This window comes from Actinokineospora pegani (assembly GCF_009745975.1).
GTDB classification, from domain to species: domain Bacteria; phylum Actinomycetota; class Actinomycetes; order Mycobacteriales; family Pseudonocardiaceae; genus Actinokineospora; species Actinokineospora pegani.
Genome location: NZ_WHOL01000087.1, coordinates 35897 through 59911, shown reverse-complemented (window position 1 = coordinate 59911; position 24015 = coordinate 35897). Strand labels below are relative to the sequence as shown.

General features: G+C 72.1%; 29 protein-coding genes and 1 pseudogene. 18 read left to right on the top strand and 12 right to left on the bottom strand.

Annotation, left to right across the window (positions count from 1 at the left end; genetic code table 11):
* The first annotated feature begins 194 nt into the window (after nucleotides 1–194).
* Both GCL84_RS15415 and GCL84_RS15410 read left to right on the top strand, forming a co-directional pair.
* Nucleotides 195–353: a class F sortase gene (locus GCL84_RS15415; RefSeq protein ID WP_156756163.1), complete on the top strand. Its 159-nt coding sequence runs from the start codon at nucleotides 195–197 to the stop codon at nucleotides 351–353.
* Between the two features lie 74 nt (nucleotides 354–427).
* Nucleotides 428–2260: a SpoIIE family protein phosphatase gene (locus GCL84_RS15410; RefSeq protein ID WP_156756162.1), complete on the top strand. Its 1833-nt coding sequence runs from the start codon at nucleotides 428–430 to the stop codon at nucleotides 2258–2260.
* A gap of 66 nt (nucleotides 2261–2326) precedes the next feature.
* On the opposite strand, the gene GCL84_RS15405 is transcribed toward GCL84_RS15410, so the two are convergent.
* On the bottom strand, nucleotides 2327–2731 hold the full coding sequence (locus GCL84_RS15405; protein WP_156756161.1) for an ATP-binding protein: 405 nt from the start codon (nucleotides 2729–2731) through the stop codon (nucleotides 2327–2329).
* Between the two features lie 227 nt (nucleotides 2732–2958).
* Here GCL84_RS15405 and GCL84_RS15400 point away from each other — a divergent pair, with 227 nt between their 5' ends.
* From GCL84_RS15400 to GCL84_RS15385, 4 genes are all read left to right on the top strand, one after another.
* Nucleotides 2959–3204, top strand: coding sequence for a hypothetical protein (locus tag GCL84_RS15400; protein ID WP_156756160.1), 246 nt, complete (start codon nucleotides 2959–2961; stop codon nucleotides 3202–3204).
* 234 nt (nucleotides 3205–3438) lie between these two features.
* On the top strand, nucleotides 3439–3996 hold the full coding sequence (locus GCL84_RS29305; RefSeq protein ID WP_197523273.1) for a hypothetical protein: 558 nt from the start codon (nucleotides 3439–3441) through the stop codon (nucleotides 3994–3996).
* A gap of 211 nt (nucleotides 3997–4207) precedes the next feature.
* On the top strand, nucleotides 4208–4546 hold the full coding sequence (locus GCL84_RS15390; RefSeq protein WP_156756159.1) for a PadR family transcriptional regulator: 339 nt from the start codon (nucleotides 4208–4210) through the stop codon (nucleotides 4544–4546).
* Nucleotides 4543–5436, top strand: coding sequence for a hypothetical protein (locus GCL84_RS15385; RefSeq protein ID WP_156756158.1), 894 nt, complete (start codon nucleotides 4543–4545; stop codon nucleotides 5434–5436). The genes GCL84_RS15390 and GCL84_RS15385 overlap by 4 nt, the downstream gene beginning before the upstream one ends.
* A gap of 64 nt (nucleotides 5437–5500) precedes the next feature.
* Here GCL84_RS15385 and GCL84_RS15380 read toward each other — a convergent pair whose 3' ends face one another.
* Entirely contained in the window at nucleotides 5501–6169 is a 669-nt protein-coding gene (locus GCL84_RS15380) for a MerR family transcriptional regulator (protein WP_156756157.1), read from the bottom strand.
* Between the two features lie 190 nt (nucleotides 6170–6359).
* On the opposite strand from GCL84_RS15380, the gene GCL84_RS15375 reads away from it, so the two are divergent.
* Nucleotides 6360–6983, top strand: a complete 624-nt coding sequence (locus GCL84_RS15375) for a DUF3159 domain-containing protein (RefSeq protein WP_156756156.1) — start codon at nucleotides 6360–6362, stop codon at nucleotides 6981–6983.
* 352 nt (nucleotides 6984–7335) lie between these two features.
* Here GCL84_RS15375 and GCL84_RS15370 read toward each other — a convergent pair.
* Both GCL84_RS15370 and GCL84_RS15365 read right to left on the bottom strand, forming a co-directional pair.
* Nucleotides 7336–8444, bottom strand: a pseudogene (locus tag GCL84_RS15370) (thiamine pyrophosphate-binding protein); the annotation flags it as partial.
* Nucleotides 8445–8460: 16 nt separating this feature from the next.
* On the bottom strand, nucleotides 8461–9036 hold the full coding sequence (locus GCL84_RS15365; protein WP_156756155.1) for a dihydrofolate reductase family protein: 576 nt from the start codon (nucleotides 9034–9036) through the stop codon (nucleotides 8461–8463).
* A 365-nt stretch (nucleotides 9037–9401) separates the two neighbouring features.
* Here GCL84_RS15365 and GCL84_RS15360 point away from each other — a divergent pair, with 365 nt between their 5' ends.
* Nucleotides 9402–9878, top strand: a complete 477-nt coding sequence (locus GCL84_RS15360; protein ID WP_156756154.1) for a hypothetical protein — start codon at nucleotides 9402–9404, stop codon at nucleotides 9876–9878.
* 92 nt (nucleotides 9879–9970) lie between these two features.
* On the opposite strand, the gene GCL84_RS15355 is transcribed toward GCL84_RS15360, so the two are convergent.
* Nucleotides 9971–10471, bottom strand: coding sequence for a hypothetical protein (locus GCL84_RS15355; RefSeq protein WP_156756153.1), 501 nt, complete (start codon nucleotides 10469–10471; stop codon nucleotides 9971–9973).
* A gap of 142 nt (nucleotides 10472–10613) precedes the next feature.
* Here GCL84_RS15355 and GCL84_RS15350 point away from each other — a divergent pair, with 142 nt between their 5' ends.
* The 5 genes from GCL84_RS15350 to GCL84_RS15330 all read left to right on the top strand — a co-directional run bounded on the left by GCL84_RS15350 (nucleotide 10614) and on the right by GCL84_RS15330 (nucleotide 15607).
* A complete protein-coding gene (locus GCL84_RS15350) occupies nucleotides 10614–11132 on the top strand; it encodes a hypothetical protein (RefSeq protein WP_156756152.1) in 519 nt (172 codons plus the stop codon).
* 336 nt (nucleotides 11133–11468) lie between these two features.
* Entirely contained in the window at nucleotides 11469–12386 is a 918-nt protein-coding gene (locus tag GCL84_RS15345) for a hypothetical protein (RefSeq protein WP_156756151.1), read from the top strand.
* Nucleotides 12387–12391: 5 nt separating this feature from the next.
* Nucleotides 12392–13684 carry a peptidoglycan-binding protein gene (locus GCL84_RS15340; protein WP_156756150.1) on the top strand — a complete coding sequence of 431 codons (1293 nt, stop codon included), beginning with the start codon at nucleotides 12392–12394 and terminating at the stop codon, nucleotides 13682–13684.
* On the top strand, nucleotides 13681–14355 hold the full coding sequence (locus GCL84_RS15335) for an ABC transporter ATP-binding protein (RefSeq protein WP_156756149.1): 675 nt from the start codon (nucleotides 13681–13683) through the stop codon (nucleotides 14353–14355). Before GCL84_RS15340 ends, GCL84_RS15335 begins: the two co-directional genes overlap by 4 nt.
* Nucleotides 14348–15607 (top strand): ABC transporter permease, encoded by a 1260-nt coding sequence (locus tag GCL84_RS15330; RefSeq protein ID WP_197523272.1) that lies wholly within the window; start codon nucleotides 14348–14350, stop codon nucleotides 15605–15607. The genes GCL84_RS15335 and GCL84_RS15330 overlap by 8 nt, the downstream gene beginning before the upstream one ends.
* On the opposite strand, the gene GCL84_RS15325 is transcribed toward GCL84_RS15330, so the two are convergent.
* Both GCL84_RS15325 and GCL84_RS15320 read right to left on the bottom strand, forming a co-directional pair.
* Entirely contained in the window at nucleotides 15589–16530 is a 942-nt protein-coding gene (locus GCL84_RS15325; protein WP_235926279.1) for a Leg1-related protein, read from the bottom strand. The genes GCL84_RS15330 and GCL84_RS15325 overlap by 19 nt on opposite strands.
* Before the next feature lie 178 nt (nucleotides 16531–16708).
* Nucleotides 16709–17614 carry a universal stress protein gene (locus tag GCL84_RS15320; RefSeq protein ID WP_156756148.1) on the bottom strand — a complete coding sequence of 302 codons (906 nt, stop codon included), beginning with the start codon at nucleotides 17612–17614 and terminating at the stop codon, nucleotides 16709–16711.
* A gap of 376 nt (nucleotides 17615–17990) precedes the next feature.
* On the opposite strand from GCL84_RS15320, the gene GCL84_RS15315 reads away from it, so the two are divergent.
* Both GCL84_RS15315 and GCL84_RS15310 read left to right on the top strand, forming a co-directional pair.
* Nucleotides 17991–18326, top strand: a complete 336-nt coding sequence (locus GCL84_RS15315) for a cupin domain-containing protein (protein ID WP_156756147.1) — start codon at nucleotides 17991–17993, stop codon at nucleotides 18324–18326.
* Nucleotides 18327–18345: 19 nt separating this feature from the next.
* The gene (locus GCL84_RS15310; RefSeq protein WP_156756146.1) at nucleotides 18346–19233 is read left to right on the top strand and encodes a universal stress protein; all 888 of its coding nucleotides are present in this window, start codon (nucleotides 18346–18348) and stop codon (nucleotides 19231–19233) included.
* Here GCL84_RS15310 and GCL84_RS15305 read toward each other — a convergent pair.
* Entirely contained in the window at nucleotides 19223–20005 is a 783-nt protein-coding gene (locus GCL84_RS15305; protein ID WP_156756145.1) for a class I SAM-dependent methyltransferase, read from the bottom strand. The genes GCL84_RS15310 and GCL84_RS15305 overlap by 11 nt on opposite strands.
* Before the next feature lie 103 nt (nucleotides 20006–20108).
* Here GCL84_RS15305 and GCL84_RS15300 point away from each other — a divergent pair, with 103 nt between their 5' ends.
* Complete coding sequence (locus GCL84_RS15300) at nucleotides 20109–20549, top strand: hypothetical protein (RefSeq protein WP_156756144.1); 441 nt, start codon at nucleotides 20109–20111, stop codon at nucleotides 20547–20549.
* Between the two features lie 42 nt (nucleotides 20550–20591).
* Here the strand turns inward: GCL84_RS15300 and GCL84_RS15295 are convergent, their stop codons facing one another.
* Nucleotides 20592–20840 (bottom strand): hypothetical protein, encoded by a 249-nt coding sequence (locus tag GCL84_RS15295; RefSeq protein ID WP_156756143.1) that lies wholly within the window; start codon nucleotides 20838–20840, stop codon nucleotides 20592–20594.
* Between the two features lie 275 nt (nucleotides 20841–21115).
* On the opposite strand from GCL84_RS15295, the gene GCL84_RS15290 reads away from it, so the two are divergent.
* Entirely contained in the window at nucleotides 21116–21337 is a 222-nt protein-coding gene (locus GCL84_RS15290) for a hypothetical protein (protein WP_156756142.1), read from the top strand.
* Nucleotides 21337–21846, top strand: a complete 510-nt coding sequence (locus tag GCL84_RS15285; RefSeq protein WP_156756141.1) for a hypothetical protein — start codon at nucleotides 21337–21339, stop codon at nucleotides 21844–21846. The genes GCL84_RS15290 and GCL84_RS15285 overlap by 1 nt, the downstream gene beginning before the upstream one ends.
* Here GCL84_RS15285 and GCL84_RS15280 read toward each other — a convergent pair.
* From GCL84_RS15280 to GCL84_RS15270, 3 genes are read right to left on the bottom strand one after another with little or no spacing between them, the layout of a single operon-like run.
* Nucleotides 21810–23066, bottom strand: coding sequence for a styrene monooxygenase/indole monooxygenase family protein (locus tag GCL84_RS15280; RefSeq protein WP_156756140.1), 1257 nt, complete (start codon nucleotides 23064–23066; stop codon nucleotides 21810–21812). The genes GCL84_RS15285 and GCL84_RS15280 overlap by 37 nt on opposite strands.
* Before the next feature lie 32 nt (nucleotides 23067–23098).
* Entirely contained in the window at nucleotides 23099–23689 is a 591-nt protein-coding gene (locus tag GCL84_RS15275) for a GTP-binding protein (protein ID WP_156756139.1), read from the bottom strand.
* A complete protein-coding gene (locus tag GCL84_RS15270) occupies nucleotides 23670–24005 on the bottom strand; it encodes a DUF742 domain-containing protein (protein ID WP_156756138.1) in 336 nt (111 codons plus the stop codon). The genes GCL84_RS15275 and GCL84_RS15270 overlap by 20 nt, the downstream gene beginning before the upstream one ends.
* Between the last annotated feature and the right edge of the window lie 10 nt (nucleotides 24006–24015).

Genomic DNA, 24015 nt, shown 5'->3' with positions numbered 1-24015 from the left:
GCACGCCACCGTGACCGTCGCCGACCGGCGGGTGCTGCTCGCGGGAGTCCCCGACCTCCCACGGAACCGCCTGGACGGCCCTGGGCCGCGTCCTGCCCACGACCGCTCCCGCCGTCTTCTCCCGGCTGCGCGACCTCGCCCCCGTCGCCGTCGCCCGCTCCGACGGGCGGACCGCGACCTTCACCGGCGACGGCGTGCGCCGCTACCCGGAGGCCGAGTTCCCCACCGACCCCGCCTACGGGCCCACCCCGGGCGCGACGCCGCGGCTGACCACCTGCGGAGGCGATTACAACGGTGGCCAGCGCCCGCGCGAGGACAAGATCGTCGTCTACGCCACAGAGTCGTCCGGCTGACGCCCCCGCCCAGCGGATAGGCTCGCGATTCGATCGCCGGGGCGCGGCGGACGCGGACTCGTGAGGTGTGCCGGATGAGCGTTGGCGGGCACGAGCCGGGCACGGCCGGACTCGCCGACGCCCGGCGGCTGGCCGCCCTGGCCGAGACCGGGCTGGGGCCGACCGCGGACCCGGCGATGGACGAGGTCGCCGAGCAGGTGCGGCGGCTGCTGCGGGCGCCGGTCGCGCTGGTGTCGCTGGTCAGCGCGGACGGGCAGGCGCTGCCCGGCCTGGCCGGGTTGGGCGAGCCGTGGGCGAGCTGCCGGTCCACCCCGCCGAGCCACTCGTTCTGCCAGCACGTCGTCACCGGCGCCAGGCCGCTGGCGGTGGCCGACGCCCGGCTGGACCCGCGGCTGGAGCGCAACCGCGCCATCCCCGACCTCGGGGTCGTGGCCTACGCCGGGGTCCCGCTCCTCGACGCGGCGGGCCTGGTGCTGGGCTCGCTGTGCGCGATCGACATCGAGCCCAGGCGGTGGACCGAGGCCGAGTTGGACCTGCTCGCGGTGCTGGGGCAGGGCTGCTCGGCGCGGTTGCAGGTGCTCATCGCCGAGCGCGACGCGAACCGGGAGCGGGTGCGCACCGACGCCGCGGGCAAGTCGCTGCGCCAGGCCTTCCAGCGCTCGCAACTGCTCCTCGCCGCCTCGCAGGCGCTGGCCCGCACCAACGACGTCGACGAGATCCGGTCCGTGGTCACCGACCTGGTCTCCGGCGACATCGCCCCCGCCTACGTCGGGCTCAGCCTCACCCAGGGCGGCAAGCGGCTGGTCCGCGTGGACGACCCCGACCAGAGCGTCGGCCCCGAGCCCGTCGACGCGGTGACCACCCTCGACGCCCAGCTCCCCACCGCGCTGGCCATCCGGGAGCGCGCGTTGCAGGTGTTCGGCGACGAGGACGAGCTGGCGGCCGCGTTCCCCGAGGACATCCAGCGGGCCTACCGCGCGGTGGGCCTGCGGTCGCTGGCCTGCGCGCCGCTGTCCGGGGCGGAGGGGGTGATCGGCGCGCTCATGTTCGGCTGGGCGGGCAGGCGCGCCCTCGACCCCATCGAGCGGGTCGTGCTGACCACGCTGGCCGACTACGTGGCGCACGCGGTCGAGCGCACCCGGTTCCTGCAGCGGCGCATCACCGTCGCCCACCAGTTGCAGGACGCCATGCTCACGGACCTGCCCACCGTCCCCGGTCTGCGCCTCGCCGCCCGCTACTGGCCCGCCTCCGACGACGACAAGGTCGGCGGCGACTGGTTCGACGCGATCCCGCTGCTGGACCTGCGCACCCCCAGCGCGACCTGCGGCGACGCCCTCGCGGTCAGCGTCGGCGACATCACCGGCCACGACACGCACGCCGCCGCCGTGATGGGCCAGGTCCGCAGCATGGCCCGCCAGGCGACCTGGGAACGCCCGGACGGCCCGCCGTCGACGATCGTCGCCGCCGTCGAGCGAGCGTGCGCGGCCGTGGGCACCGGGGCCTCCGGCACGCTCATCCACGCCCACCTGCGCCCCCTGCCCACCGGGAGCTGGGCGATGCGCTGGACCAACACCGGCCACCCACCGCTGATCGTCGCCCGCGCGACCGGCGCCGTCGAGGTCATCCACAGCCGGGACCTGATGTTCGGCTACCCCGAGTTCCGCAAGGCCCCCCTGCGCGACCACCACGCCGAACTGGCCCCCGGCGACACCCTGCTGCTCTACACCGACGGCCTGGTGGAACGCAGGCGCCTGGACATCGACGACGAGATCGCCACCGCCGCCCGCGCCGTGGCCGCCGCCCCCAAGACCGACCTGCACACCCTCCTGGACGACCTCCACGAGCACCTCGTCGGCGAGGTCCGCGACGACGACGTGGTCCTGCTGATCGTCCATATCGACCCGTGACCCCGCGACCGCGTCCTGATCCCGCCCCTCGCCCGCCGGGGCGGGGGCGTACGGGACCGGTCCGGCTCAGGTGAGGGCCAGCTCCGCCCACACGGTCTTCCCGGTCGCCTCCGTCCGGACCCCCCAACTGTCCGGCGCGAGCGCCCCGACCAGCACCAGACCCCGGCCCCGCGCCTCATCCGTCCGCGAGCGCCTCGGCGCCAGCCGCCGGTCCGGGCTGCCGTCGCGGACCTCGACCAGGACCGCCGTCCGGTGGCGCACGCAGTGCACCGCGATGCGGCGCGGGCCCTCCGCGTGCTCGTAGGCGTTGGTGACGAGCTCGTTGCAGATGAGGAGGAGGTCGTCGAGCTTCTGGTCCTCCAGGGCGTTCATCTCGGCGCTCAGCCGTTCCCTGACCGTGGCCAGCGGGGGCGTCGGGTCCTTCAGGTCCAGGTCGAACCCGTCATCAGGGGGGTCTTCGGACGTGCACATGGCTGCCTCTCTCGGTGGGGAGTCGAGCGGTGTCGCCGCGCGGTGGGGATCAGCGGGGTACCCGGCGGATCGGGGGTGAATCCAGTCCTCTCGATTGCGGGCACAACAGTCGCTGCGGCGGCTCGGCGGATTGATCACGCACGATCGAGTGATGGGTTTGGACACGCGGTCCGCCCGCTGCCAAAGTCGGCCATCGATTTCCACTCACCTTGATCAAGGAGATAGACATGTCGTTTCGCGCCCGCGCCCTGATCGCCCTCGCCCTGGCCGTGCCGCTGTCCGCGGCAGCCGCCGGGACCGCCTCGGCCGACGACTTCAGCGAGCAGGGCTTGCACGTGGGACACGGCGGGGTGGCGCACGACATCGTCTCGTCCTCCGTGTCCGATGACGGCGTCAGCACCTACTTCAAGCGGAAGATGATTTTGGGCCCGGCCGGGATCATGTTCTCGGGCACCTCGGCGAATGCGGGCTGACCAGCACATGCGGCCTCGGTGAATTGTGATCGCATTGATCACGGTGTTCCCGAATCCGATGGGCTGAGCCCGCTGGGAAAGCGGGCAAACATATTCCGCCGGTCAGCACTCCTTCGTATGAAGAGGGTGCGGAGACGCGGCAAGCATGCCGGGGGCGCTGTTAGCTTTGCTGTAGATCGAAGTTCCGATCGCCGAAGTCAAGATCGCCGAAACAACGGAAAGACGGGTACAGCAATGCGCACCATCACTCGTGTGATCGCGGGTAGCCTCCTCGCCCTTCCCATGACGCTCGGCATGGCGGGCGTGGCCATGGCGGACGGTTACAGCAATTCGTCGACCGCGGCGGGCCCAAACGGCACGGCCAGCGAGCGGACCATTTCCGGCGTCGACCACAACGGCAACGCCTTCTACCTGAAGCAGAGCGCCGTGACCGGTCCGAACGGCGCCAGCAGCACGACGGTCGGGTCCGTCGCGGGTGCCGACCGCAGCTACCCCGGCGGTCACGTCGGCGGCTCGGCATTCGGCCAGCAGGCCACCGCGGCCGGCCCGGGCGGTGCCGCCTCCTCCAGCACCTTCGCCCAGGCGGGTGGCCGTGACTACGGCCACGGCTGGGGCCACGGCCAGGGCCACGGCCACGGCTGGGGCCACGGGCACGGCTGGGGCCACGGCCACGGCCACGACCACGGCTACGGCAGCGGCAACGACAACAACGACAACAACGACAACAACGACAACAACAGCAACAACGTCAACGGCGTCGGCAACACCTACAACGCTGACGACGACGACTAAGTCGCGCAGGGGCCTTGCGGTCCACTGATCGATTCGTGTGACCAACTCCGGGGTGGTCGGCTTCATCAAGCCGGCCACCCCGGAGTTCTGTCTGCGGGACGTCGAGAAAAGAACGCCATTTCTCGACCTGGTCGTCCGTCGAAGTCGGCAGATTTCCGGCGAATTGCCGCATTACCTTGTGATAGTCAGTTGACTAGTATATACCGGTTATATGACCGATGGGACGCTGAGAGAGCCGACCTTCCTGATCCTGACGGCGTTGGCCGATCGGGCGCAGCACGGATACGGCATCCTGCTCGACATCGAGAAGATCTCCGACGGGCGGGTCACGCTGCGCGCGGGCACGCTCTACGCCGCGCTCGACCGGTTGTCGACCGCCGGGTGGGTGGCCGTCGACCGGGAAGAAGTGGTGGACGGCAGGCTTCGGCGCTACTACCGGCTGACCGACGCGGGGGCGGCCAGGTTGGCGGCCGAGGTGAACAGGGTGCGGGCGCACACGCGCGCGGCGGAGACGCGCCTGCGCGGACGGCTCGCGGGGGGAACGGCATGAGTGAGTTGGAGCGGCGCTACCGGCGCCTGTTGGGCCTCTACCCGCGCGATCACCGCGAGGACAACGGCGAGGAGATGCTCGGGGTCCTGCTGGAGAGCGCGGGCGACCGGCGCAAGCCGGGCTGGCGCGACTCCGCCGACCTGGTGCGCGGCGCCGTGCAGTTGCACCTGCGGCGGGTGGTGGCCGTCGACGGCGGCGTCGACGTGCGTGAGGTGTTCGCGGTCGTGGCGCTCCTGGGGCCGATCGCGATGCTGGCCGGCGCCACGACCGCGCTGCACGAGCTGGCGTGGTGGGTGCGGGCAGGCGCGCTGGGGCAGATGCCGTGGACCCAGCAGGTCCCGGACGCGCCGGTGTGGGGCGTCTGGGCCGTCGTGGCCGCGCTCAGCGTGTGCCGGCTGCGGCGGGCCGCCGCCGTGGCGGCGTGGGTCGGCGCGGCCGGGCTCGTGGTGTTGGCGTTCGTCGGCCCGGTGTGGTGGTGGGGTCCGCGGGCGGGGTGGGTGCTGACCGGCGTGCTGACCGCGGTCGCGCTCACGTGGGCGGCCGGGGCTGAGCGGGGTCGGGAGCAGGTGGGCACGCGCGCCGTCCTCGTCCTGGCCGTGACCGTCCTCGCCACCACCTCCCTGGGGGTCTTGGGCTTCGGTGACACCGTGGCCGAGTGGCTGGCGCCCGCGGTGGCGGTCGTCGGCGCCCTGGCGGCCTGCGGCCCCCGCTCGCGCACCGGCCGCCGCGCCGCGCTGGTGCTGCTGCTCCCCGTCATGACCGCGCTCCTGGCCACCGCGCTCACGGGTTCGATCAGGATTCCCACCGCGCTGGAGGCGGTGGTCTTCCTCGCGCTGCCCGTGGTCGTCCTCTTGGCCCTAGGCGCGATGCCCCGCCGCATCAGGCTGTGAGACCGCCCCCGGCACGACCGGGTTCGCACGACCCCCAGCGGGTGGCCTGCGCCCATCGACCCGGTCAGGCCCTCATGGACATCCGACTGGTCAGCTCCTTGACGCGGCGGATGACGTCGAGCTGGGCGGGGTTGTAGCGGTCGCGCGGGCCCGGGCCCTCGCCCAGCACCGCCAGCGCGAACGGCGCGAGGCGTTCGGCGAGGCCCGCGCGCGTGGACTCGTCGACGTCGGCGGCGAGGGCGTCGAACCCGGTGCCCGCCGGGTCCCCGGAGCCCTCGCGGAGCAGGTCGGCGCAGGCCTGGCGGCCCCGCGGCCCGAGCAGCCCGGCCAGGACGACGATGTACGACCGGTCGGCGCCGGACAGCCCCGCCTCGTCGGCGGGGGCGAGCTCGGCGGGCAGGTCCGTCGGCGCGCCATCGCGCAGGACCGCCCCGAGCTCCCCCCGCACCCGCCGCAGGCGCTCGATGGTGGAGCCCAGCTCGGCGTCGAGCGTGCGCAGCGCCTGCTCCGGCTGCTCGTCGTCGCGGTCCATGTCGGCGATCTGGCCCAGTGAGAACCCCAGCTCGCTCAGCCGCTTGATCCGGAGCACGCGGACCAGGTGCGCGACGCCGTACTGCTTGTAGCCGTTCGCCCGCCGTTCGGGAACCGCCAAGAGCCCGATGTCGTGGTAGTGCCGCACCGCGCGCAGGCTGGTGCCCGCGAGCTCGGCGATCTCACGCGTGCTCCACGCCATGGTCGTCACCTCGTCCCGTCGACAGCCGACGCGGTCGCGCCGCCGTGCGCCAGTCGAAACCGTGCCGTCGCGGCAGGCGCAAGCCGAACCTGCGATCTTGTGGCCCACGTCACGGCACGCTTGAGTGTGCCGCGGCGGCATGCCTTCTGCTGATCATCGAGCACGCACCGACCAAAGAGGACGCACAGCCATGGCGCGGCAGGAATCCACCGAGCGCGAGCCCACCGTGCTCGACCAGATGGGCGGGCCCATGGGGTTCGTCTACACCACGGTCCCGGTCGTCGTCTTCGTCAGCGCCAACGCCTTCCTGCCGCCGGCGGTGACCATCTGGGCCTCGCTCGCCGTCGGCCTGGCGCTGACCGGCTTCCGGCTGCTGCGCGGGGAGCGCCTCACCTCGGCGGTCGGGGGACTGCTCGGCATCGGCGCCGCCGTGGGGGTCGTCGCCGTGACGGGGTCGGCCAAGGACTTCTTCGTCATCGGCATCTGGGCGGCCCTCGCCGGGTTCGTCGTCACCCTCGCCTCGGTGCTGGCCCGGCGCCCGCTGACCGGCGTCGTGTGGAACCTGGCGCACGGCGGCGAGCACGACTGGCGCGCCGACCCCGTCGCCCTGCGCGCCCACGACGTCGCGACGCTGCTCGCCGCGCTCGTCTTCGGCGCCCGGTTCGCGGTCAAGCAGTGGCTCTACGTCGCGGACTCCACCACCTGGCTGGCCGTCGCCAAGGTCGCCATGGGCACCCCGCTGACCGCGCTCGCCGCCCTGGTCGTCCTCTGGGCGTTCCGCCGGACCGCCAAGCGCCTGGTCCCGCGGCCCTGACCGTCCACTCACGACTAATCGGTGCGGTTGTCCGGTCCCCCGCGCGAGGGTTGTGCGGCCACCTCCGGGCGTTGTTACGTTGACGAGACGGGAAATCAAGTGGGGGGCTGACAGTGGTCGCTGACAAGAGGTCCAAGTGGCGCAGACGCATCTTGCTGTCGCTCTGGTACCTGGTCTCGTACACGGCCTGGTGGTTCCTGATGCGACTGCTGTTTCCCAGCGGTGAGGCGGCGGGCATCGTGCTTCTCGTCTTGCTATCGCTAGGTATCTTGGCCGCGCCGGTTGTCGTTGCGCTACAACGCCGGAGGCGCTGCCGCGGTCGTCGGGGGAGTCGACGTTGACGCCGTCGAGGCCGAGGGAGCGGGCGAAGGCGGCGGTAGTGGGCGATGGTGATCAGCTCGGCCATGCCGTTCATCTGCATCGCGCCGTCGCCCACGAGTGCCAAGACGGGCCGGTCCGGGTGGTCGAACTTGGCGCCGATGGCGTAGGGGACGGCCGGGCACATAAAGGCCAGGGTGCCCGACAGCGAGCCGGTCGACGGTCTCCCACCAGTCGGCGACGTTGCGGCCATCCACGTCGATCCGCACGGCGCGCGCTTGGCCGAACTCGGGCAGGAACCGCGAGTACGGGAAGTTCGAGCCGACGATGAGCCAGGGTGTCGCAGTCGCGCATCAACTCGTAGCCGGCAGGCCGATCGACCCGGTGACGTAGGGCAGCACATCCTTGCCCAGCAGCGCCTTGACGCCCCCGGCCCCGGTCGCCTCGGCCAGCGCCCGCACCTGCGGCGCGGCCGACCGCGCGCCCTGCCCGACCAGCACGGCCACCTTCGACCCGGCGTTGATGACCTCGGCCCCCCGCGCCAGTTCCGACCCGGGCGGGCTGGACGGCACCATCGTGAAGTCGTGGGTCGGCGCGCTGTGGGGCAGCTCCCGCACCTCGGCCGGGATGATCAGCGCGATCGGCGAGCCGGTGGCCTGCGCCACGCGGATGGCCCGGTCGAGCGCGTTGGGCAACTGCTCCGGCACGTTGACCTTCCGGAGGCGACGTTCTTGAACAGCGCCTGCAGGTCGACCTCCTGCTGGTACGACCCGCCCATGGCGCTGCGCTCGGTCTGCCCGACGATGGCCACCACGGGCACGTGGGCGAGCTTGGCGTCGTAGAGGCCGTTGAGCAGGTGGATGGCCTCGGCCCGGAGGTGGCCAGGCAGACGGCGACCTCACCACCGACCTTGGCCTGGCCGGCCGCGGCTAACGCGCCCATCTCCTCGCGGCGCACCTGCACGAACCTGGGCCGGTCGTCCGCGTGGCCGAACGCCGCGACGATCCCGTTGACCCCGTCGTCGGGGTAGCCGAACACCTGGGTCACACCCCAGTCCCGCAGCCGGCTGAGCAGGCGGTCGCTGGCGGTCTCCGCCGTGTCTCCTCCTCGTCGTCTGCACCGGCTAACCGCCCCACGTCCGATGAACCCCGTGCGCGCCTCAGCGGACGACGCGGTACCGCAGGTGGGTCACCGCAGGGGTGGCGACGGCCGCGGTGCGCTCGAGGTGGACCGCGTTCGGGAGCAGGTCGAACAACCGGCACCCACCGCCGATCAGGAGCGGGACCACGTGCACCACGATCTCGTCGACCAGCCCGAGCGGGAGGGCCTGCTGCATGATGGTCGCACCGTGCAGCCCCACGTTCTTCTCGCCCGCCGCCTGCTTGGCCTGCTCGATGGCGCTGGCGACCCCGCCGGTGACAAAGCGGTAGACGTCCGGGTACCTCTCGGCAGGTTCGTGGTGGGTGACGACGTAGACCGGCAGCCCGGGCACCGGACCCTCGTCGCCCCAACCGCCATCGCCCTCGTTCTTGGCGAACGACTTGCGCCCCATCACGACCGCGCCGCAGGTCTCGAGCGCTTCCCGCATGATCGCGCGGTCCTCGTCCGATGGGTCCTTCCACAGCCAGTCGTGGAGGGAGCGGGCACCGTCGCCGAACGGGTTCTCGCGGCTGTCGTTGGGGCCGGTGACATATCCGTCGAGCGACATGGACATGTCGGAGATGACGAGTGCCATGGAAGTCTCCTCTGGTGAACCGCTGGACCAACAAACCCTGCTGATGAAGCAGAGCACATGACCTGCGCCGCCGACCCCGCGCACCAGGACGGGCAGGCGGTCGAGGTGGCGGCCGTGCTCGGCGAGTCGGCGGCGCTGTTCGCCAGCAAACCGAGTCGGTCTCGTCATGGTAAGGTTGGTGGCGGTTGCCATCTGGGGGATGGGGCAAGATGTCACACGGGGAAATTGTCGATGGTCCGACCTTCCTGCCGCGAAAGCGCGCAGCACCGCTCATCGTTTTCGAGGCTCTGCTCCGCGTGGTCACACGCCGTGTCGCAGTGCCTGTCTGCGCCCCGATACCGCATTCGGCAGGACCGCAGCGGACGGTGTTCGTGTTCGCGGGCGTGGAGGTCCTCACCGCGGTGGTGATCGCCAGCGTCATCCCGCCAGCCTGGTCGCTTCCGCACCTCCTCTTGGAGGTTATCGCCCTCGGGACGTACGTCGGCCTGGGCTTGGTCTGGCGGACCACACCGCACGAACTCCGTGATGACGCGCTGGTGATCCGCACCGGTGTCCTGGGAGATCTCGTGGTCCCGTTGACCGCGGTGGCCACAGTCCGCCCCGAGCCTCGGACAAGTGCTGGATTCGGCACGCGGTTCGTCGATGACAGCACTATCGCCTGCTCGGTGACGTCTGACACCAACGTCACCATCACTCTCGAATCCGCGCACGGGTTCACCCTCAAGAAGGGCGGGACAAGGCAGGTCAAACACATCCGCCTCAACGCGGAAGACCCTAGGCGGGCGGCCAGGGAGATCAGCGCGCAGGGGAGCGGTCGGGCCTGCGACTCAGGCGCCGCGTAGCCGACGAACCCCGTGCAGGCCGGCGCATGGCCAAGACGCGATGCGCCACCAGTGCCCGGCACGGTTCAAACGCACAGCCTGCTCCGTGGAGTTCAGCAGTCGTCATCGTCCGGCACGACATCAGCGGTGCGCCAAAGGTGGATGGTGTAGTGCTCAGCGGCGCTGGAGCGGTCCTCGCGAGGGTTGTCGCGGCGTTGTGTGGCGGCGGCCCGCCCCTGGTGCTCAATGGCGGTGGTGTACACGCCGGGGCCGGTGACAAGGGTGAACTCGGTCCAGTCACCGGTGGGCGAGGAAAGGGTGAGCAGTCCGGTAAGGCTTTCCAGGTCTCCCGGGTGCAACAGGCCCTGGTCGTCGTCGGTCGGCGGGGAGAGTCGCGGGGCGCTGTCCCAGAGGACGAGGTCGGCGGTCACCTGGAGTTCGCTGTGCACGGTGGACACGCACAGGTGGTGCCACCTGGTGGCTGCGATGTTCGCGATAGCCTCGCCCACCATCTCGCCGGGATCGTCGAGAACGTCGCTGTCGGCGTCGCGCAGCTCGAGCAGGCCGTAGGTGGGGAACGTCTGGAAGTGGTGCTGGGCCAGGATCTCCGACATGTGCGGACCAATCGTAGGTGGGGTCGGAGCATAGCGATCCCACAACCGTTGGCTGGCGCGGATCTCGCGTCGTCGCGTGTCCCATTGCCGGGGCTAAGCTGGTCGACGTCGGCATTCACGCCAACTACGGGGGGTTCGCGATATGGCCGAAATCGACTTGGCGGTGGTGTTCTCGCGCGGGTGGTGCACGTTCGCCCTCGCGTTCGACGGCCGCTCGGTGAGCATCAAGAACCACTGGGCGAGTGACCGGTTCCCGGAGCTGCTCAGATGCGTCAACACCCTGCTCGACGGCGCCGAGTCGGTCAGTTGCCGGTGGCAGGGCCCGGTGCACGAGGGGCACTTCATCGATCTGGTCGCAGACCCCGCCGGCGGGGTCAGCGTGGCCGTCCACGACTTCCGCCATCCCGATGGGAGCGAGTTCTCCGAGATCTGGAGCGCCGAACGCGGCGACTCACTGTTCTGCGTCCACGTGAAGCTGGCCGATTTCACGATCGCCCTCGCGTCGGCCCTGCGCCGCGTTCGGGTCACGGCCGTCGACGCCAGCGGAATGATCGAGGACTACCCGCGCCCGTTCCCGCAGTCGGAGTTCGAGCGGATCGAGACGAGGGCGGCGCGGTACGGGTACCACCCGAAGCCGCTCTCCGAGTTCGCGGACTTGTAGACCCACACCCGTGGAGCGGCCCCGGCTCAATCGGACATCTTCGAGCGCGTGGAGCGTGATCTCGAGGGGTACGCGGCGAGACCACCGGCGGACCCACGCGGTGATAGCGCCGTACCTGTCCCAGCAGGCCGCTGAGCGGCGCGAGCCGGAGATCCGGCGGCGGACGCGGGAAATCGTCGAGCGGCTGCGCCGCCCCGGTGGCTGCCATCACCACCTGCTGGGGCGGCGCCCGCGATCGCGTCGTGAGGCGCTGTTTTCAGACATAGGCCCGTAACGGCCGAAATCTTTGCGATTGATTCCAAGATCCCGGCTTGTTGAGACTGATAAAGTTCCGTCATGGGGAAACTCCCTCTACTGGGATCGTTGTTGGCTGCCGCGCTGGTGCTCGGCGGGTGTTCGAGCGGTCCGCCGGACCAGGCCGCGGAGAACCCCCCGGTGCCCGAGCCGTCCCTCCCGGCGTCGGTGCCACCCGCGCCGGTCTCGGCCGCCGACGTGGAGCTGCCGCTCGCCCCGTACGTCCAGCTCGCCGCGGGCAACGAGGGGGTGCTCACCAAGGCGTCCGCGCTGCTGGTCACCAAGTGCATGCGGGACAAGGGGTTCTCCCACACCCCGGGCGGTGGCGGCGGGCAGGCCGGGTCTTCGGCGCCGCTGCCCGACTACGGGCTCAACGACTCCGACCAGGCCAGGAAGTCCGGGTACTCCCGACCCGGGGTGGTGAGCGGGGACGAGCTCGCCCGGGCGGGCGCGATGCCCGACTTCGACCAGCAGGTGCGCGAGCACGGGGAGGCGTGGATGAAGGCGCTCTACGGGTTCACCTCGGTCGGCACCCCATCCGACGGCACCGGCTGCTTCGACACGGCGTTCGTGCGCGTGCCCGAGTACGACAAGCTCGACAAGGAGCTGCCGGGCAAGCTCCTCCACCAGTCCGACCAGCTCACCCGGGCCGACAGCCGCGTCGTCGGGGTCACCGGTGACTGGAGCGCCTGCATGGCCGAGTCCGGCTTCCGGTACCGCTCGCCCGCCGAGCCCGCCAGGCAGCAGTGGCCGAAACCGGTCGGCTCCCAGGAGATCACCACCGCTGTGACGGACGTGGCGTGCAAGCAGCGGACCAATCTGCCGGGCACCTGGCTGGCCGTGCAGGCCGGCTACCAGCAGACCCTCCTCGACCGCAACGCGCCCGCCCTGGAGGAGCTGAAGAACGCGTGGCGGCTGGTGGTCGAGGAGGCCGAGCGGGTCGTCGCCAACGGCGGGTGAGCGGCATGGGACCGGACAGCAAGCGCAAGCGCCTCCTGCTCGGCGTGCTCGGCGCACTGGTGCTCGTCACCGCGGGCGGGGTCGTCGGCGCGCGGTTCGTGAAATCGCCCGCGCAGGTGGCGGCCGAGCAAGGTCCGGTCGCGCCGAGCACGCTCACCGCGGCGGTGGAGCGCAGGGTCGTCGGCTCCGTGCTCGTGGTCCGCGGCACCGTGTCCGGGGCCGAGGATGTGCGGGTGACGCCCGCGCCCACCGCGACCGAGACCGCCGCCAAGCCGCTGGTGTCCGGGATTCGCAAGCGGACCGGGGACACCGTGGCGGCCGAGGAGGTGGTCGTCGAGGTGGCGGGCCGCCCGCTGGTGGCGCTGCGCGGCGACGTCCCCGCCTACCGCGACATGCGGCCGGGGGCCACCGGCGACGACATCGCAGCGCTGCGGGCCGCGCTCGACGACCTCGGCTACCCCTCGACGGGCGACCCGGCGGGCGAGTTCGGCGCCGCCACCAAGGAGGCCGTGCGGGACTTCTACGACGACCTCGGCTTCAGCTCGCTGACCACCGGCGACGACACGGCGGTCAAGGCCGCGCAGCAGGCCCGCACCCAGGCCGAGCGCACCCTGCGCGACGCCAGGGAGGCCGCCCCACAGCCCAACCGGCACGCGGTCGCCGACGCCGCGGCCGACCTGGCCACCGCGCGGCGGGCGCTGGCCGAGGCGCAGGCCAGGTCCGGGCCGGTGGTGCCCGCGGCGGAGGTGGCGTTCCTGCCCACCTTCCCGGCCCGGGTCACCGCGTCCACGGCCGAGGTCGGCGCCCCGGTGGAGGCGCCGCTGGTGACGCTGTCCTCCGGCAGGCTCCAAGTGGTCGCCGGGCTTGACCCGGCCGACCGCGACCAGGTCAAGCCCGGCGGCACCGCCGAGATCGACTCCGAGGTCACCGGTTTCCACGGCACCGGCACCGTCGGCGCGGTGGGCGAGCAACCCGCGGGCGACACGTCCACGGCCGAAGGCCAACAGCGGCAGGCGACCGCCACGATCGTGCCGGACGCCCCGCTCGACCCCGGGCTCATCGGCCAGGACGTGCGCCTCACCCTCCGCTCCGGTGCGACGGCGGGCCCGGTCCTCGCGGTCCCGTCGGCTGCCGTCACCTCCTCGGCGGACGGCCGCACCCACGTCGTCGTGGTCGACGCGTCGGGCGCGCAGCACGCCGTGGAAGTGCGCGCGGGCCGCTCCGGCGGCGGCTTCGTCGAGGTCGACCCGGTCTCCGGCGCGCTCGCCGAGGGCGACAAGGTGGTGGTCGGCCGGTGAGCCCGGTCATCGCCCTGCGCGGCGTGCACCGCACCTATCCCGGCACCCCACCAGTGCACGCCCTGCGCGAGACCGATCTACGCGTGCACCCCCGGGACTACGTCGCGGTCGTCGGCCCGTCCGGCTCCGGCAAGTCCACCCTCCTGCACCTCCTGGGTCTCCTCGACACCCCGACCGGCGGCGTCTACGAGCTCAACGGCGCTGACGTCAGCACCCTCTCCGACGCCGACCGCACCGCCGTTCGAGGCACCGACATCGGTTTCGCCTTCCAGTCCTTCCACCTCCTCCCGCACAGAACGGCCACGGAGAACGTGGAACTGGCCATGCTCTACAACCGGGACCTGCGCCGAGACCGGCGCCTTCGCGCCCAAGCCGCCCTGGACCGGGTGGGCCTGCCCCACCGCGCCGACGCCCTCCCCACCACGATGTCCGGCGGCGAGCGACAACGCGTGGCCATCGCGCGGGCGGTGGTGACCCGCCCCTCGCTGCTGCTGTGCGACGAGCCGACGGGAAACCTCGACACCGCGACATCGGCCTCGGTGCTGGACCTGTTCGACACCCTCAACGCCGACGGCCACACCATCATCATGATCACCCACGACCCGGAGGTGGCCGCCCGCGCCACCCGAGTGGTGTCGATCCGCGACGGCAGGCTCGCCTGCCATGCCTGACCGGCGCTCGCACCTGGCCCTCAAAGACCTGACCGCGGAGGCGCTGACCGGCCTGCTGCAACGCCCCGCGCGCTCCCTGCTCACGATGCTGGGCACGGTGATCGGCACGGCGTCGCTGGTGGCGATCCTCGGGTTCACCGCCACCTCGGCGGGACAGATCAGCGCGCGCTTCTCGGTCCTGGGCGCCACCGAGGTCACCGTCGAGGACGCGGCGGCCAGGACGCGGACCACCGACCCGGTCCTGAGCTTCCCGGCGGACGCGGACGCACGGGTCGAGGCGCTCAACGGGGTCGTGGCCGCCGGCCGGTACTGGAAAGTCCCCTTGCCGCAGGGGACCTCGGTCAGCGCGCGAGCGCTTCCCACGCCACGGGACACGCGGCCGCTGGACGTTTACGCGGCCTCGCCCGGGGCGTTGCGGGCCGCGCACGCGTCCGTGGTCACGGGAACGCTGCTCGACCCGTTCCACGAGCGGGGCGAGCAGGTCGCGCTGCTCGGGTCGGCGGCGGCCGCGCAACTGGGCATCACCCGGTTGGACGCGCAGCCCGCTGTGTTCGTGGGGAACCAGGCGTACACGGTGATCGGGATTGTCGGGACGCCCGAACGCCTGCCGCAGTTGGCGTTGGGGGTGGTGATCCCCACCGAGACGGCCAAAGCCCGCTACGGGCTGCCCTCGCCGGACGACCCGGCGCGGATGCTGGTCGAGACGGCGCTCGGCAGTGCCCCGCTGATCGCCTCGCAGCTCCCGCTCGCCCTGCGACCGGACAACCCGTCGGCGCTGTCGGCGACCGCGCCCCCGGACCCGAGGTCGTTGCGGGACTCGGTCACCGGGGACGTCGACAGCCTGCTGGTCCTGCTGGCGGGGCTGTCGTTGGTGATCGGCGCGGTGGGGATCGCGAACACGACGCTGGTCTCGGTGATGGAACGGCGCCCGGAGATCGGGCTGCGGCGGGCGCTGGGCGCGCGTCGACACCACATCGCCGCGCAGTTCATTCGCCGAGTCCGGGGCGCTGGGCCTGGTGGGCGGTCTGGTGGGGGCGAGCCTGGGCGTGCTCACGGTGCTGGCGGTGGCACTGATCAAGGACTGGACGGCCGTCCTGCCACTCGGGGCGGTCTACCCGGCCCCGCTGATCGGCGCCGCTGTCGGGTTGCTCGCGGGCGCTTACCCGGCCCTGCGCGCGGCCTCCACCGAGCGGGTGACCGCGCTGCGGGGCTGACGGCCCCACCACGGGGGCATCAGGGGCGGAGCAGGTAGCCGATCAGCTTGCGGCGCTGGGCGGCGTTCTCCGGTCGAGGGTTGAACACCGCGTCGAGCAGCGGCAGCACCTGGGCGCGTGCCTCGCGGGTCCGCATGATCCGCTTCCAGAGGAACAGGTTGAGGTCGTAGCGCCACTTCGGCGTGGTCGCCAGCCGGATCACGTTGCCGACGTTGCCGCGGGCCTTGTCCGGCAGCGCGCGGACGTCCTCGGGCGTGGTGAGCAGCGTCTCGGGCAGCACGTCGAGGCCGTGCGCGGTCATGAAGGCGAAATCGGTCGGCCAGGCCGCCGCCCACAGGTAGTCGACCATCCGGCACCAGCCGCGCAGGAACGTGACCTCCTGCTCGGGCCACGGCGTGGTGTCGACCTCGGCGAGCGCGTCGACCACCACGTCCAAGCACGTCTTGTGCGCCTTCCACAGCGCCAGCCGCGCCGGTTCCGGGTCCGCCGACCCGCTCCCGCTCACCAGGGCGAAGTAGGCGCGCCAGTCGGCCACCCCGGCGACGAGCTCCTCCGGCACGACCCCGCCCGTGACGTACCGGAACCGCGAGCGGCGCGGCGGGTCGGCGACCGGCAGGTCGGGCACCACCCCGGCGGCCACGGCCCCCAGCCACGGCACGACGCTGAGCGTGTAGTTCCCGTAGCCCCACGGCGAGTCCGGGTCGATCCGCCCGTCCCGCACGGTGTCCAAGCCGAGCCTGCCAGTGCGGAACTGCCACTGGTGCTGGAACATCAGGCCCCACAGCGGGTTGTGCCGGTTGTCGGCGCCGAACCCCTCCGCCTGGTTGGTGTTCTCGATCATCAGCCGGTAGGCGGCCATCCGCTGCTCGAAGCGGAACGGGTCGAACGCCGCCGTCAGCTCGTCGGCCGTCGTCCAGACCGAGTGCAGGTCCAGGGTCGCCAGTTCCTCGGGGTGGGCCATGACCAAAATTCTCCGCACGACTACGGACGCTGTCCATCACCACGCGGTTGGGCGAGCACGCGATCACCCTTTGGGGTCCATTTTCTCGCATCCGAGGTCCGCTGTGCGGGGTTCAGGCACAGTCGGTAAACAGTCGGCCGCGACGCTTCATCGGATCGTGGTCCGGTGAAGCCGCGTGTCACCGCGGATCGGTGGCGCGCACGACGAGGAGCGGGCAGGTCGCGTGGTAGATCAAAGCCTGGCTGGTGGAACCCAGCAGCACGCCTGCGACACCACCGTGCCCGCGACTGCCCACCACCAGCAGTCGCGCGTCCACCGAGTTCTCCAGCAGGCCGCGCACGGGCCGGTGGCGGCTGACGACACGGCGCACGGCCACCTCCGGGTACTTCTCCGACCAGCCCGCCACCCGTGCGTCCAGCGACTCGCGCTCACGGTCCTCCATCGCGGACCAGTCCTTTGTGTACTGGTGGGCGTGCGCGTGGACGGCGATCGAGGAGACCTGCCAGGCCCGCACGGCCACGAGGTCGGCACCGCGCGAGGACGCCTGGTCGAACGCCGCCGCCAACGCCACCTCACCGGTGGGCGTGTCGTCGACACCGACCACCACGGGCCCGGCCGGTGCCGGCCCCGCGTCGTCGGCCCCGCCGCGGATCACCGCCACCGGGCAGCGGCCGCGCGCAGCCAGGGCGACCGCGGTCGACCCGACCAGGATGCCGCTGAAGCCGCCGAGACCCCGAGAGCCCAACACGACCAGGCAGGCCGTGGCGGACTCGCCGACCAGCGCGGGCACGGCGTCGCAGTCCCGCAGTTCGGTCTCGACCACCAGCGCGGGGTGCGCGCCGCCGATCGAGTCGCGCAGCTCGTCGAGCACCCGGTGCCCATCGGCCTTGATCACCTCGAGGAAGTCGCGCGGCACGCCGAAACCACGCGCCTGGGCGTAGATGGCGAGGTTGAGCGCGAACAGCAGCCGCAGCGGCACCTTCCTGCGTTCCGCCTCCACCGCCGCCCACTTGGCCGCGTGCTCCGCCGAGGCGGAACCGTCGACGCCCACGAGAACAGGTGACGGGGGCAGGATCGGACGCATGGGGACTCCTCGTGGTGGTGGGGTTCGGCGGTGCGCGGAGAAACCGCGATGACGCCCAGGAAAGCCGAGCCGGTCCACGGCGACCGCGCACAGTGGGAGTGTTCTCGCCGGTGCCGCCGGTGGACATCGGCAAGTCCAGGTTGCCGCCTCAACCGCGAGCATCGCCCACAAGGCGCACAGTGCAGGGCGAGTCGCTCTCGACATCACAACCTTACTCCGCCACGGGCGATCCGACACGGCGAGACGGGGACCGCCCCGCACGTGCCGGCCGCCCGGCGAAAGCTGTGTGGGCGCGTATCGTCGGGAATGCGGTTGGAGCCAGTGCACACCGTCGGCGCCACCACGTCCACCGAACGGTGACCAGGGAGGTTCGACCATGTCGGAGAAGATGTCGCTGACCGCCATCGCCCGCGAGCAGTTGGAACTGGCCCGGCAGGCGTCCAGCGGACGCAGCGCGCGAACCGTGTTCGGCGGACACGAACACGTGCTGCGGCAAACCCTGATCGCGCTGGCAGCGGGCAACGGGCTCGACGAGCATGACGGCCCGGGGGAGGCCACTGTGCACGTGTTGCACGGGCGGGTGCGCCTGAGCGCGGGGAGCGAACACTGGGACGGGTCGCCGGGCGACGTGATCGTCGTGCCCAGCGCCCGGCACACGCTCGACGCGCTCGAGGACTCCGCCGTGCTGCTCAGCGTGGGGAAGAGGATATGACCGGCTGGTGGTCCCGTTGGTGACACCCGCCAGCGGTCCGCCGGTGCTCGCCGCCGTCGACGGCTCGGAGTCCTCGACCGCCGCCCTGCGCTGGGCTGCCCGCGCGGCCGATCGCCGCCACTGCGCGTTGCGAATCGTCTCCGTCCACCAGTGGCCGGTCAGCGGCTACCCCGACAGCCCGGCGGTCGGCCGGCAGTTGCGGGCGGACATGGACGCCCAGAGCCGTGCGGTGCTCGACGCCGCCGAGGTGGTCGTGGCCGACACCGCGCCCGGTGTGGCGGTGACGACCGAGGTCCTGGAGGGCGAGGTCGTCCCGACCCTGCGCGCGGCGGGCGAGGGCGCGGCGCTCACCGTGCTCGGCTCCCGGGGCGTCGGTGGGTTCTCCGGACTGCTGCTGGGGTCCGTCAGCGCCGGTCTCACCGCGCGGGGTTCGACCCCGGTCGTGGTGGTGCGCGGCGACGGGCACGGTGGTGCCGGGGTCCTGGCCGGGGTGGACGGTGGCGACGGCGACGAGGCGGTGCTGCGCTTCGCCTTCGCCCAGGCCGCCGTTGAGGACACCGCCGTCACCGTCGCCCATGCCTGGGGTGGGTTCGCCATGGACGGACTGAGCCCCGGCGGGTACCCGGGCATCGACTGGACACCGGTCGCCGCGAACGCCGAGGACGTGGTCAGCCGGGCCCTGCGGCCCTGGCGGGACGAGCACCCCGGGATCACCGTCGAGCGGGTGGTGTCCCGGGCCTCGCCCGCCTCGCTGCTGGTCGACCTGTCCCAGCGCGCCTGCCTCGTCGTCGTCGGCTCCCGCGGCAGGGGCCGCCTGGCCGGGCTGCTCCTCGGCTCGACCAGCCAGGCCCTGGTCCGGCACGCGGGCTGCCCGGTCGCAGTCGTGCGCCCGGACGTCAACGACTGACACCGCCCGAACCGGTGGCCGACGGCGGCGCCTCGACGACGAAGAACAGGAAGGTGGGTGTGGTCGAGAGGCCGTGGGAGTCGGCGGGGAACAGCTCATGGGCGGCCGGGTGGGGTTGCGGCTCGCTGATGGTGGTGAGGCGGAAGCCCGCCGTGGTGAAGGCGTCGGTCATCGCGTGCAGCGGTCTGCGCCAGAACCTCATCGGGACGGGTCTCCCGGTGAACGTCCAGTCGAAGGTGTGGCTGGTGGTCGCGAAGTAGTCGGGCCGGGGGTCCTGGATCGTGTAGGCGACGAAAGGGTGGTCCACCGACGCGATCAGCCGCCCACCGGGCTTGAGCACCCGCCGCAACTCGGCCAGCGCGGGCCCCCAGTCGCGCAGGTAGTGCAGCACCAGCGACGCGACCACGTCGTCGAACGCGCCGTCGGCGAAGGGCAGGCGCCCGTTCAGGTCGCCCACGTGCAGGGCCGCGTCGACACCGAGGCGCCGCCTCGCCAACGCCAGCATCGCGGCGCTGGCGTCGATGCCGGTGACGACCGCGCCGCGGTCGCGCAGCGCGGCGGACAGGGAGCCCGAGCCGCAACCGGCGTCCAGGACCCGACGACCCGTCACCTCGCCCGCGAGGGCCAACATCGCGGGCCGCTCGTAGTACGCGTTCACGAGGTTGTTCTCGTTCTCCGCCGAGTACGCCTCAGCGAAGCTGTCGTAGTCGTTCACCTGTGCCCGGTGCGCGGTCTCGGCGGAGCTCCCGGGCTCGTCGGTTGGGCGGTCCATCGCCGTAGCCTATTCGCGCGGTCTCGTGGCGGAGCAGACCACGGAGACCGGTGGCGCTCACCTGGGCGCGGGGCGCGGCGGCCGAGCAGGCTAGGTTGACCGGGTGACTCTCCTCGACGATGTGGCCGAGCGCGACGGCTGGCGGTGCTGGGTGTGCGACGAGCCGGTCGACCCCGACAGGTCGGTGAACGACGCGCGGGGCCCCAGCGTCGACAGCCGGACCGCCGATCGGAAGGCCAAGGTCGTCGAGCGGCTCGCGCACCGCGGGTGCAACTCGCGCAAGGGCGCGGTCAAGGTGGTCATCGCCTGGCCGGAGCGCCTGCACGTGGCCGAGCCCGCGCCGCTGATCACCGTCGCCGGGCGGTTGGAGCGCAAGGGCGGCCGTGAGATGGTGGCCCGCTGCCCGACCGAGCAGGACGCCCGGGAGGCCGCGGACTGGTTGGTGGACCGGTTCTCCCGGCTGGTGCCTGGGCTGCCGGTGACCGCGAACGTCGAGGCGGGTGGCGGCCAGTTCCTCGTCATCCTGGCCACCGGCCGCCGCTGACCGGGGGACCGCCGCCCTCGTCCGATCGGGCGCGGCGCGCGGTCAGGACACCTCGATCGCCGTTGTCCGCTCCGCGCGCGATCGGCGGGAGCGTGGCCGCGGCACGGAGGTGTCGCAGTCGGTGGGGCAGCGGGGGAGTCGCGAGCACAGCACGATCGGGCCCACCGTCGACTCGACGAGCAGGGTGCCGTCCGCGCGGGTGGTGATGACGACCGCGGCTGTCCGCGGTTCGGCGGCCGTGCTGTGGTCGGCGTGGTTCTTGGTGCGCCAGTGGAAGGCGGTGGCGCCCACCAGGCCGAAGACCAGCAGCCACAGCGATCCGAGCAGGGCGTGGCCGAACGCGCCGCCGTCGGTGAACCCGGCGACGGCGGCGGCCCGTAGGTGGGCAGGAGGCGGACCATGCCCAGGCCGCCGTAGGTCAGCGCGCTGGTGGACAGGTTGAAGGCGATGAGCGGGGGCGGGCGCGGTTCCCAGAACAGGTCCATGACGATGGTCGCGTAGACCGCGGTCAGCACGGAGATGAGGACGAGCCCGGCCAGCTTGGCCCCCAGCAAGCTCAGCTTGGGGTGTCCGCTGCGAGGGACCGGTCGACCCGCCCCCGGCGCTGGAACTCCCGGGACGCCCCCGCGGCGCCCGACGACCTCTGCGCGGCGTTCCACCGGATCGGCCTGGACACCGGCCCGGCCTTCCACTCGATCACCGCCACCACCGCCGACGCCGGTCGGGCACCCGGTGCTGCTCGACGGGTGCGTGCTGTCGGTCGCGGCCTGTCAGCCTGGTCGAGGTGATGTCCAGAACCCCAATCACCAACCCATCACCCGACCAGGGCGTCGTGCGCTTCGCCCCCACCTACGGCCCCATGCAGTCAGGCGCCACCGCGGGCTTCACCACCGAGGCGTCCTGGGGCTACTCCCTCCTGGGCCTGCTGTGGTCGGCGGCCTTGTGCGCCATCGCCGCGACCGCGTTCCGCCGACGCACCAAGGACCACGCCCACCGCGACACCGGGGCCACGGTGACCACGATTAGCCCGATCGTGGTCACCGTGGCCCCGCGCGCCGACGGGTCGTTCGAGGTACGCTCCAACTCCGGGCCGGTGGTGCTCTGCTCACAGCTCCCGCGGTGCCCGGCGGGGTGCGGGGAGGACGAGGTCGTCAGACCCCGGCAGCCCGCGCAGCACCCCGCGCAGCACCCCGCACCACGGCGGCGGAACCGCCATGCGACGGCTCCGAACGCGCCCCCCGCGCACTCCGATCCGCCGAGTCACCCACCGGTTCCTGGGCTGACCGAGGCCAGGTAGCGGTCGGCCAGGTTCGGGTCGAAGAACCAGTGCTGCAGGTCCGAGGGGTCGGCGAAGGCGTTGACGAACCGCTTGGCCACCGCCGGGACCTCGGTCGCGGTGTCGAAGATGCGCATGATGTGCTCGGGCGGCGGCTGGAGCATGGCGTTGGTCCACAGCGTGGCGTGCTGGGCGTGCTCCCAGTACGACTCGAACGCGCCCGACATCCACTCCTCGTCGAACGGCTGGTCGCCGCGCGCCCGGATGCTGTCTAAATAGGACGCCGCGCACTTGGCGGCGTTGTTCGAGCCCTGGCCGGTGAGCGGGTCGTTGGCGACCACCACGTCCGCCATGCCGAGCACCCGGCCGCCCGAGGGCAGCCTGCCCACCGGCTTGCGCACCACCGGCGGGTAGGCGCCGGTCAGCGTGGCCCGCGCGTCGGTCAGCTCGACCGAACCGCAGCGCTCGTACTCCCACGGCATGAACTCGCGCATCAGGCGCAACATCCGGTCGAGGTGCTCGGCCGAGTCCGGCCGGTCGTGCCAGCAGTCCAGCGGCCCGCCGGGGACGCCCTCGAAGAACAGGATGTCGCACGGCCCGCTGAAGGTGGAACCGGGGATGGCGAACAGCTCGCCGACGCCCGGCACGGCGTTGAACCGCACCGCGCGCACGTCCGGGTGCTCGGGGCGGGGCGCCATGCCGTGCACGTAGGCCACCGACAGGATGCGCTGGGCCGTCCGGTACGGGGACCGCTCGGCGTCCCGGTCGAACAACTGGACCAGCTCGCCCTTGCCCGCCGCCACCACGACCAGGTCGTACAGGCCGGTCAGGGAGTCCAGGTCGGCGGTGGTCACGCCGTGGTAGAGGACCCTGCCGCCGCGGTCCTCCAGCAGCTCCAGCCAGCCCGCCATCTTCACGCGCTGGTCCACCGACTGCGCGATCTCGTCGAGCAGCCCCATCCAGTTGAGCACGCGCTGGACACCGCCGCCCTCGGTCGGGACGCCCAGCGACAGGCCGATGCCGTGCACGTCCGGCGTCTGCTCCTCCCACAGGTTCAGGCCGAGGTCGCGTTCGTGCTGGAGCGCGGGGCCGAACATGCACTGCGTGGACAGCACGCGCCCGCCCCGGATCTCCTCCGGGGTCCGCGCGGACATCACCGTGACGTCGTACCCCCCGTCCACCAACCCGAGCGCCAGTTGCAGGCCCGCCTGGCCCGCGCCGACGATCAACACCTTCCGCATTGCTGCCACCTCTTCCACCGCAGGGCGTCCACTCACACCGGTCCGAAGGACAGGCTCAGGTCCATCGCGTAGGAGACCAGTGCTCTCAGCGCGCCGCCCACCGAGGCGCGGTCCCGCGCGTCGCAGGTGACCAGCGGGACGTCCGGCGAGATCGCGAGCGCGTCGCGCACCTCGTCCAGGTCGTGCGCGAGCACGTTGTCGAACATGTTCACCACGACGACGAACGGCAGGTCCGAGTCGTTCTCGAAGTAGTTGATGGCCGCGAACGACTCGGCGATGCGGCGGGTGTCGACCAGCACGACCGCGCCCAGCGCGCCGCGCGACAGGTCGTCCCACATGAACCAGAAGCGCGGCTGGCCCGGCGTGCCGAACAGGTACAGCACCAGGTCTTCGCTCAGCGTCAGCCTGCCGAAGTCCATCGCGACCGTCGTCGTGGTCTTGTCGCCCTCCGGGTCGACGGGGTCCACTCCCTCGGCGGCCTCGGTCATCCACGCCTCGGTGTTGATCGGCGGCACCTCGGACACCGAACCCACGAACGTCGTCTTGCCGACCCCGAACCCACCGGCGACCACGATCTTCGCCGAGATCGTCAACGGCACGGCGTCACACGCCCTTGAGCCCATCCAGAATCCTCTCCAGGAGGTGCGCGTCGTACTCGTACTCGAAACCAGTCGGGTGGATGAACACCATCTCCTGGGCCGCGAGGTCGCTGAGCAGCACGCGGATGACGCCCAGCGGGATGTCCAGGTGCGCCGAGAGCTCGGCGACCGACGTGCGCTGCCGCGCCCGCTCGTAGAGCGCCTGCGTCTCGGGCATGAGCTGGGAGCTGGCCTGCGGGTCGTAGTGGGGCACCGACACCAGGGTCTCCACCAGCAGCAGGTGCCTCGGCCGGGTGCGGCCGCGGGTGATGGCGTACGGGCGGACCCTGGTGCTGCGCATGGCGCCGGGC

Coding starts and splice junctions, on each gene's coding strand:
- GCL84_RS15405 (WP_156756161.1), bottom strand. CDS start 2,731: ATGTGCACGTCCGAAGACCCCCCTGATGACGGGTTCGACCTGGACCTG.
- GCL84_RS15320 (WP_156756148.1), bottom strand. CDS start 17,614: ATGCGTCCGATCCTGCCCCCGTCACCTGTTCTCGTGGGCGTCGACGGT.
- GCL84_RS15350 (WP_156756152.1), top strand. CDS start 10,614: ATGGCCGAAATCGACTTGGCGGTGGTGTTCTCGCGCGGGTGGTGCACG.
- GCL84_RS15345 (WP_156756151.1), top strand. CDS start 11,469: ATGGGGAAACTCCCTCTACTGGGATCGTTGTTGGCTGCCGCGCTGGTG.
- GCL84_RS15285 (WP_156756141.1), top strand. CDS start 21,337: ATGTCCAGAACCCCAATCACCAACCCATCACCCGACCAGGGCGTCGTG.
- GCL84_RS29305 (WP_197523273.1), top strand. CDS start 3,439: ATGCGCACCATCACTCGTGTGATCGCGGGTAGCCTCCTCGCCCTTCCC.
- GCL84_RS15410 (WP_156756162.1), top strand. CDS start 428: ATGAGCGTTGGCGGGCACGAGCCGGGCACGGCCGGACTCGCCGACGCC.
- GCL84_RS15355 (WP_156756153.1), bottom strand. CDS start 10,471: ATGTCGGAGATCCTGGCCCAGCACCACTTCCAGACGTTCCCCACCTAC.
- GCL84_RS15275 (WP_156756139.1), bottom strand. CDS start 23,689: ATGGGCTCAAGGGCGTGTGACGCCGTGCCGTTGACGATCTCGGCGAAG.
- GCL84_RS15270 (WP_156756138.1), bottom strand. CDS start 24,005: ATGCGCAGCACCAGGGTCCGCCCGTACGCCATCACCCGCGGCCGCACC.
- GCL84_RS15330 (WP_197523272.1), top strand. CDS start 14,348: ATGCCTGACCGGCGCTCGCACCTGGCCCTCAAAGACCTGACCGCGGAG.
- GCL84_RS15305 (WP_156756145.1), bottom strand. CDS start 20,005: ATGGACCGCCCAACCGACGAGCCCGGGAGCTCCGCCGAGACCGCGCAC.
- GCL84_RS15390 (WP_156756159.1), top strand. CDS start 4,208: ATGACCGATGGGACGCTGAGAGAGCCGACCTTCCTGATCCTGACGGCG.
- GCL84_RS15365 (WP_156756155.1), bottom strand. CDS start 9,036: ATGGCACTCGTCATCTCCGACATGTCCATGTCGCTCGACGGATATGTC.
- GCL84_RS15325 (WP_235926279.1), bottom strand. CDS start 16,530: ATGGCCCACCCCGAGGAACTGGCGACCCTGGACCTGCACTCGGTCTGG.
- GCL84_RS15375 (WP_156756156.1), top strand. CDS start 6,360: ATGGCGCGGCAGGAATCCACCGAGCGCGAGCCCACCGTGCTCGACCAG.
- GCL84_RS15385 (WP_156756158.1), top strand. CDS start 4,543: ATGAGTGAGTTGGAGCGGCGCTACCGGCGCCTGTTGGGCCTCTACCCG.
- GCL84_RS15280 (WP_156756140.1), bottom strand. CDS start 23,066: ATGCGGAAGGTGTTGATCGTCGGCGCGGGCCAGGCGGGCCTGCAACTG.
- GCL84_RS15315 (WP_156756147.1), top strand. CDS start 17,991: ATGTCGGAGAAGATGTCGCTGACCGCCATCGCCCGCGAGCAGTTGGAA.
- GCL84_RS15340 (WP_156756150.1), top strand. CDS start 12,392: ATGGGACCGGACAGCAAGCGCAAGCGCCTCCTGCTCGGCGTGCTCGGC.
- GCL84_RS15380 (WP_156756157.1), bottom strand. CDS start 6,169: ATGGCGTGGAGCACGCGTGAGATCGCCGAGCTCGCGGGCACCAGCCTG.
- GCL84_RS15400 (WP_156756160.1), top strand. CDS start 2,959: ATGTCGTTTCGCGCCCGCGCCCTGATCGCCCTCGCCCTGGCCGTGCCG.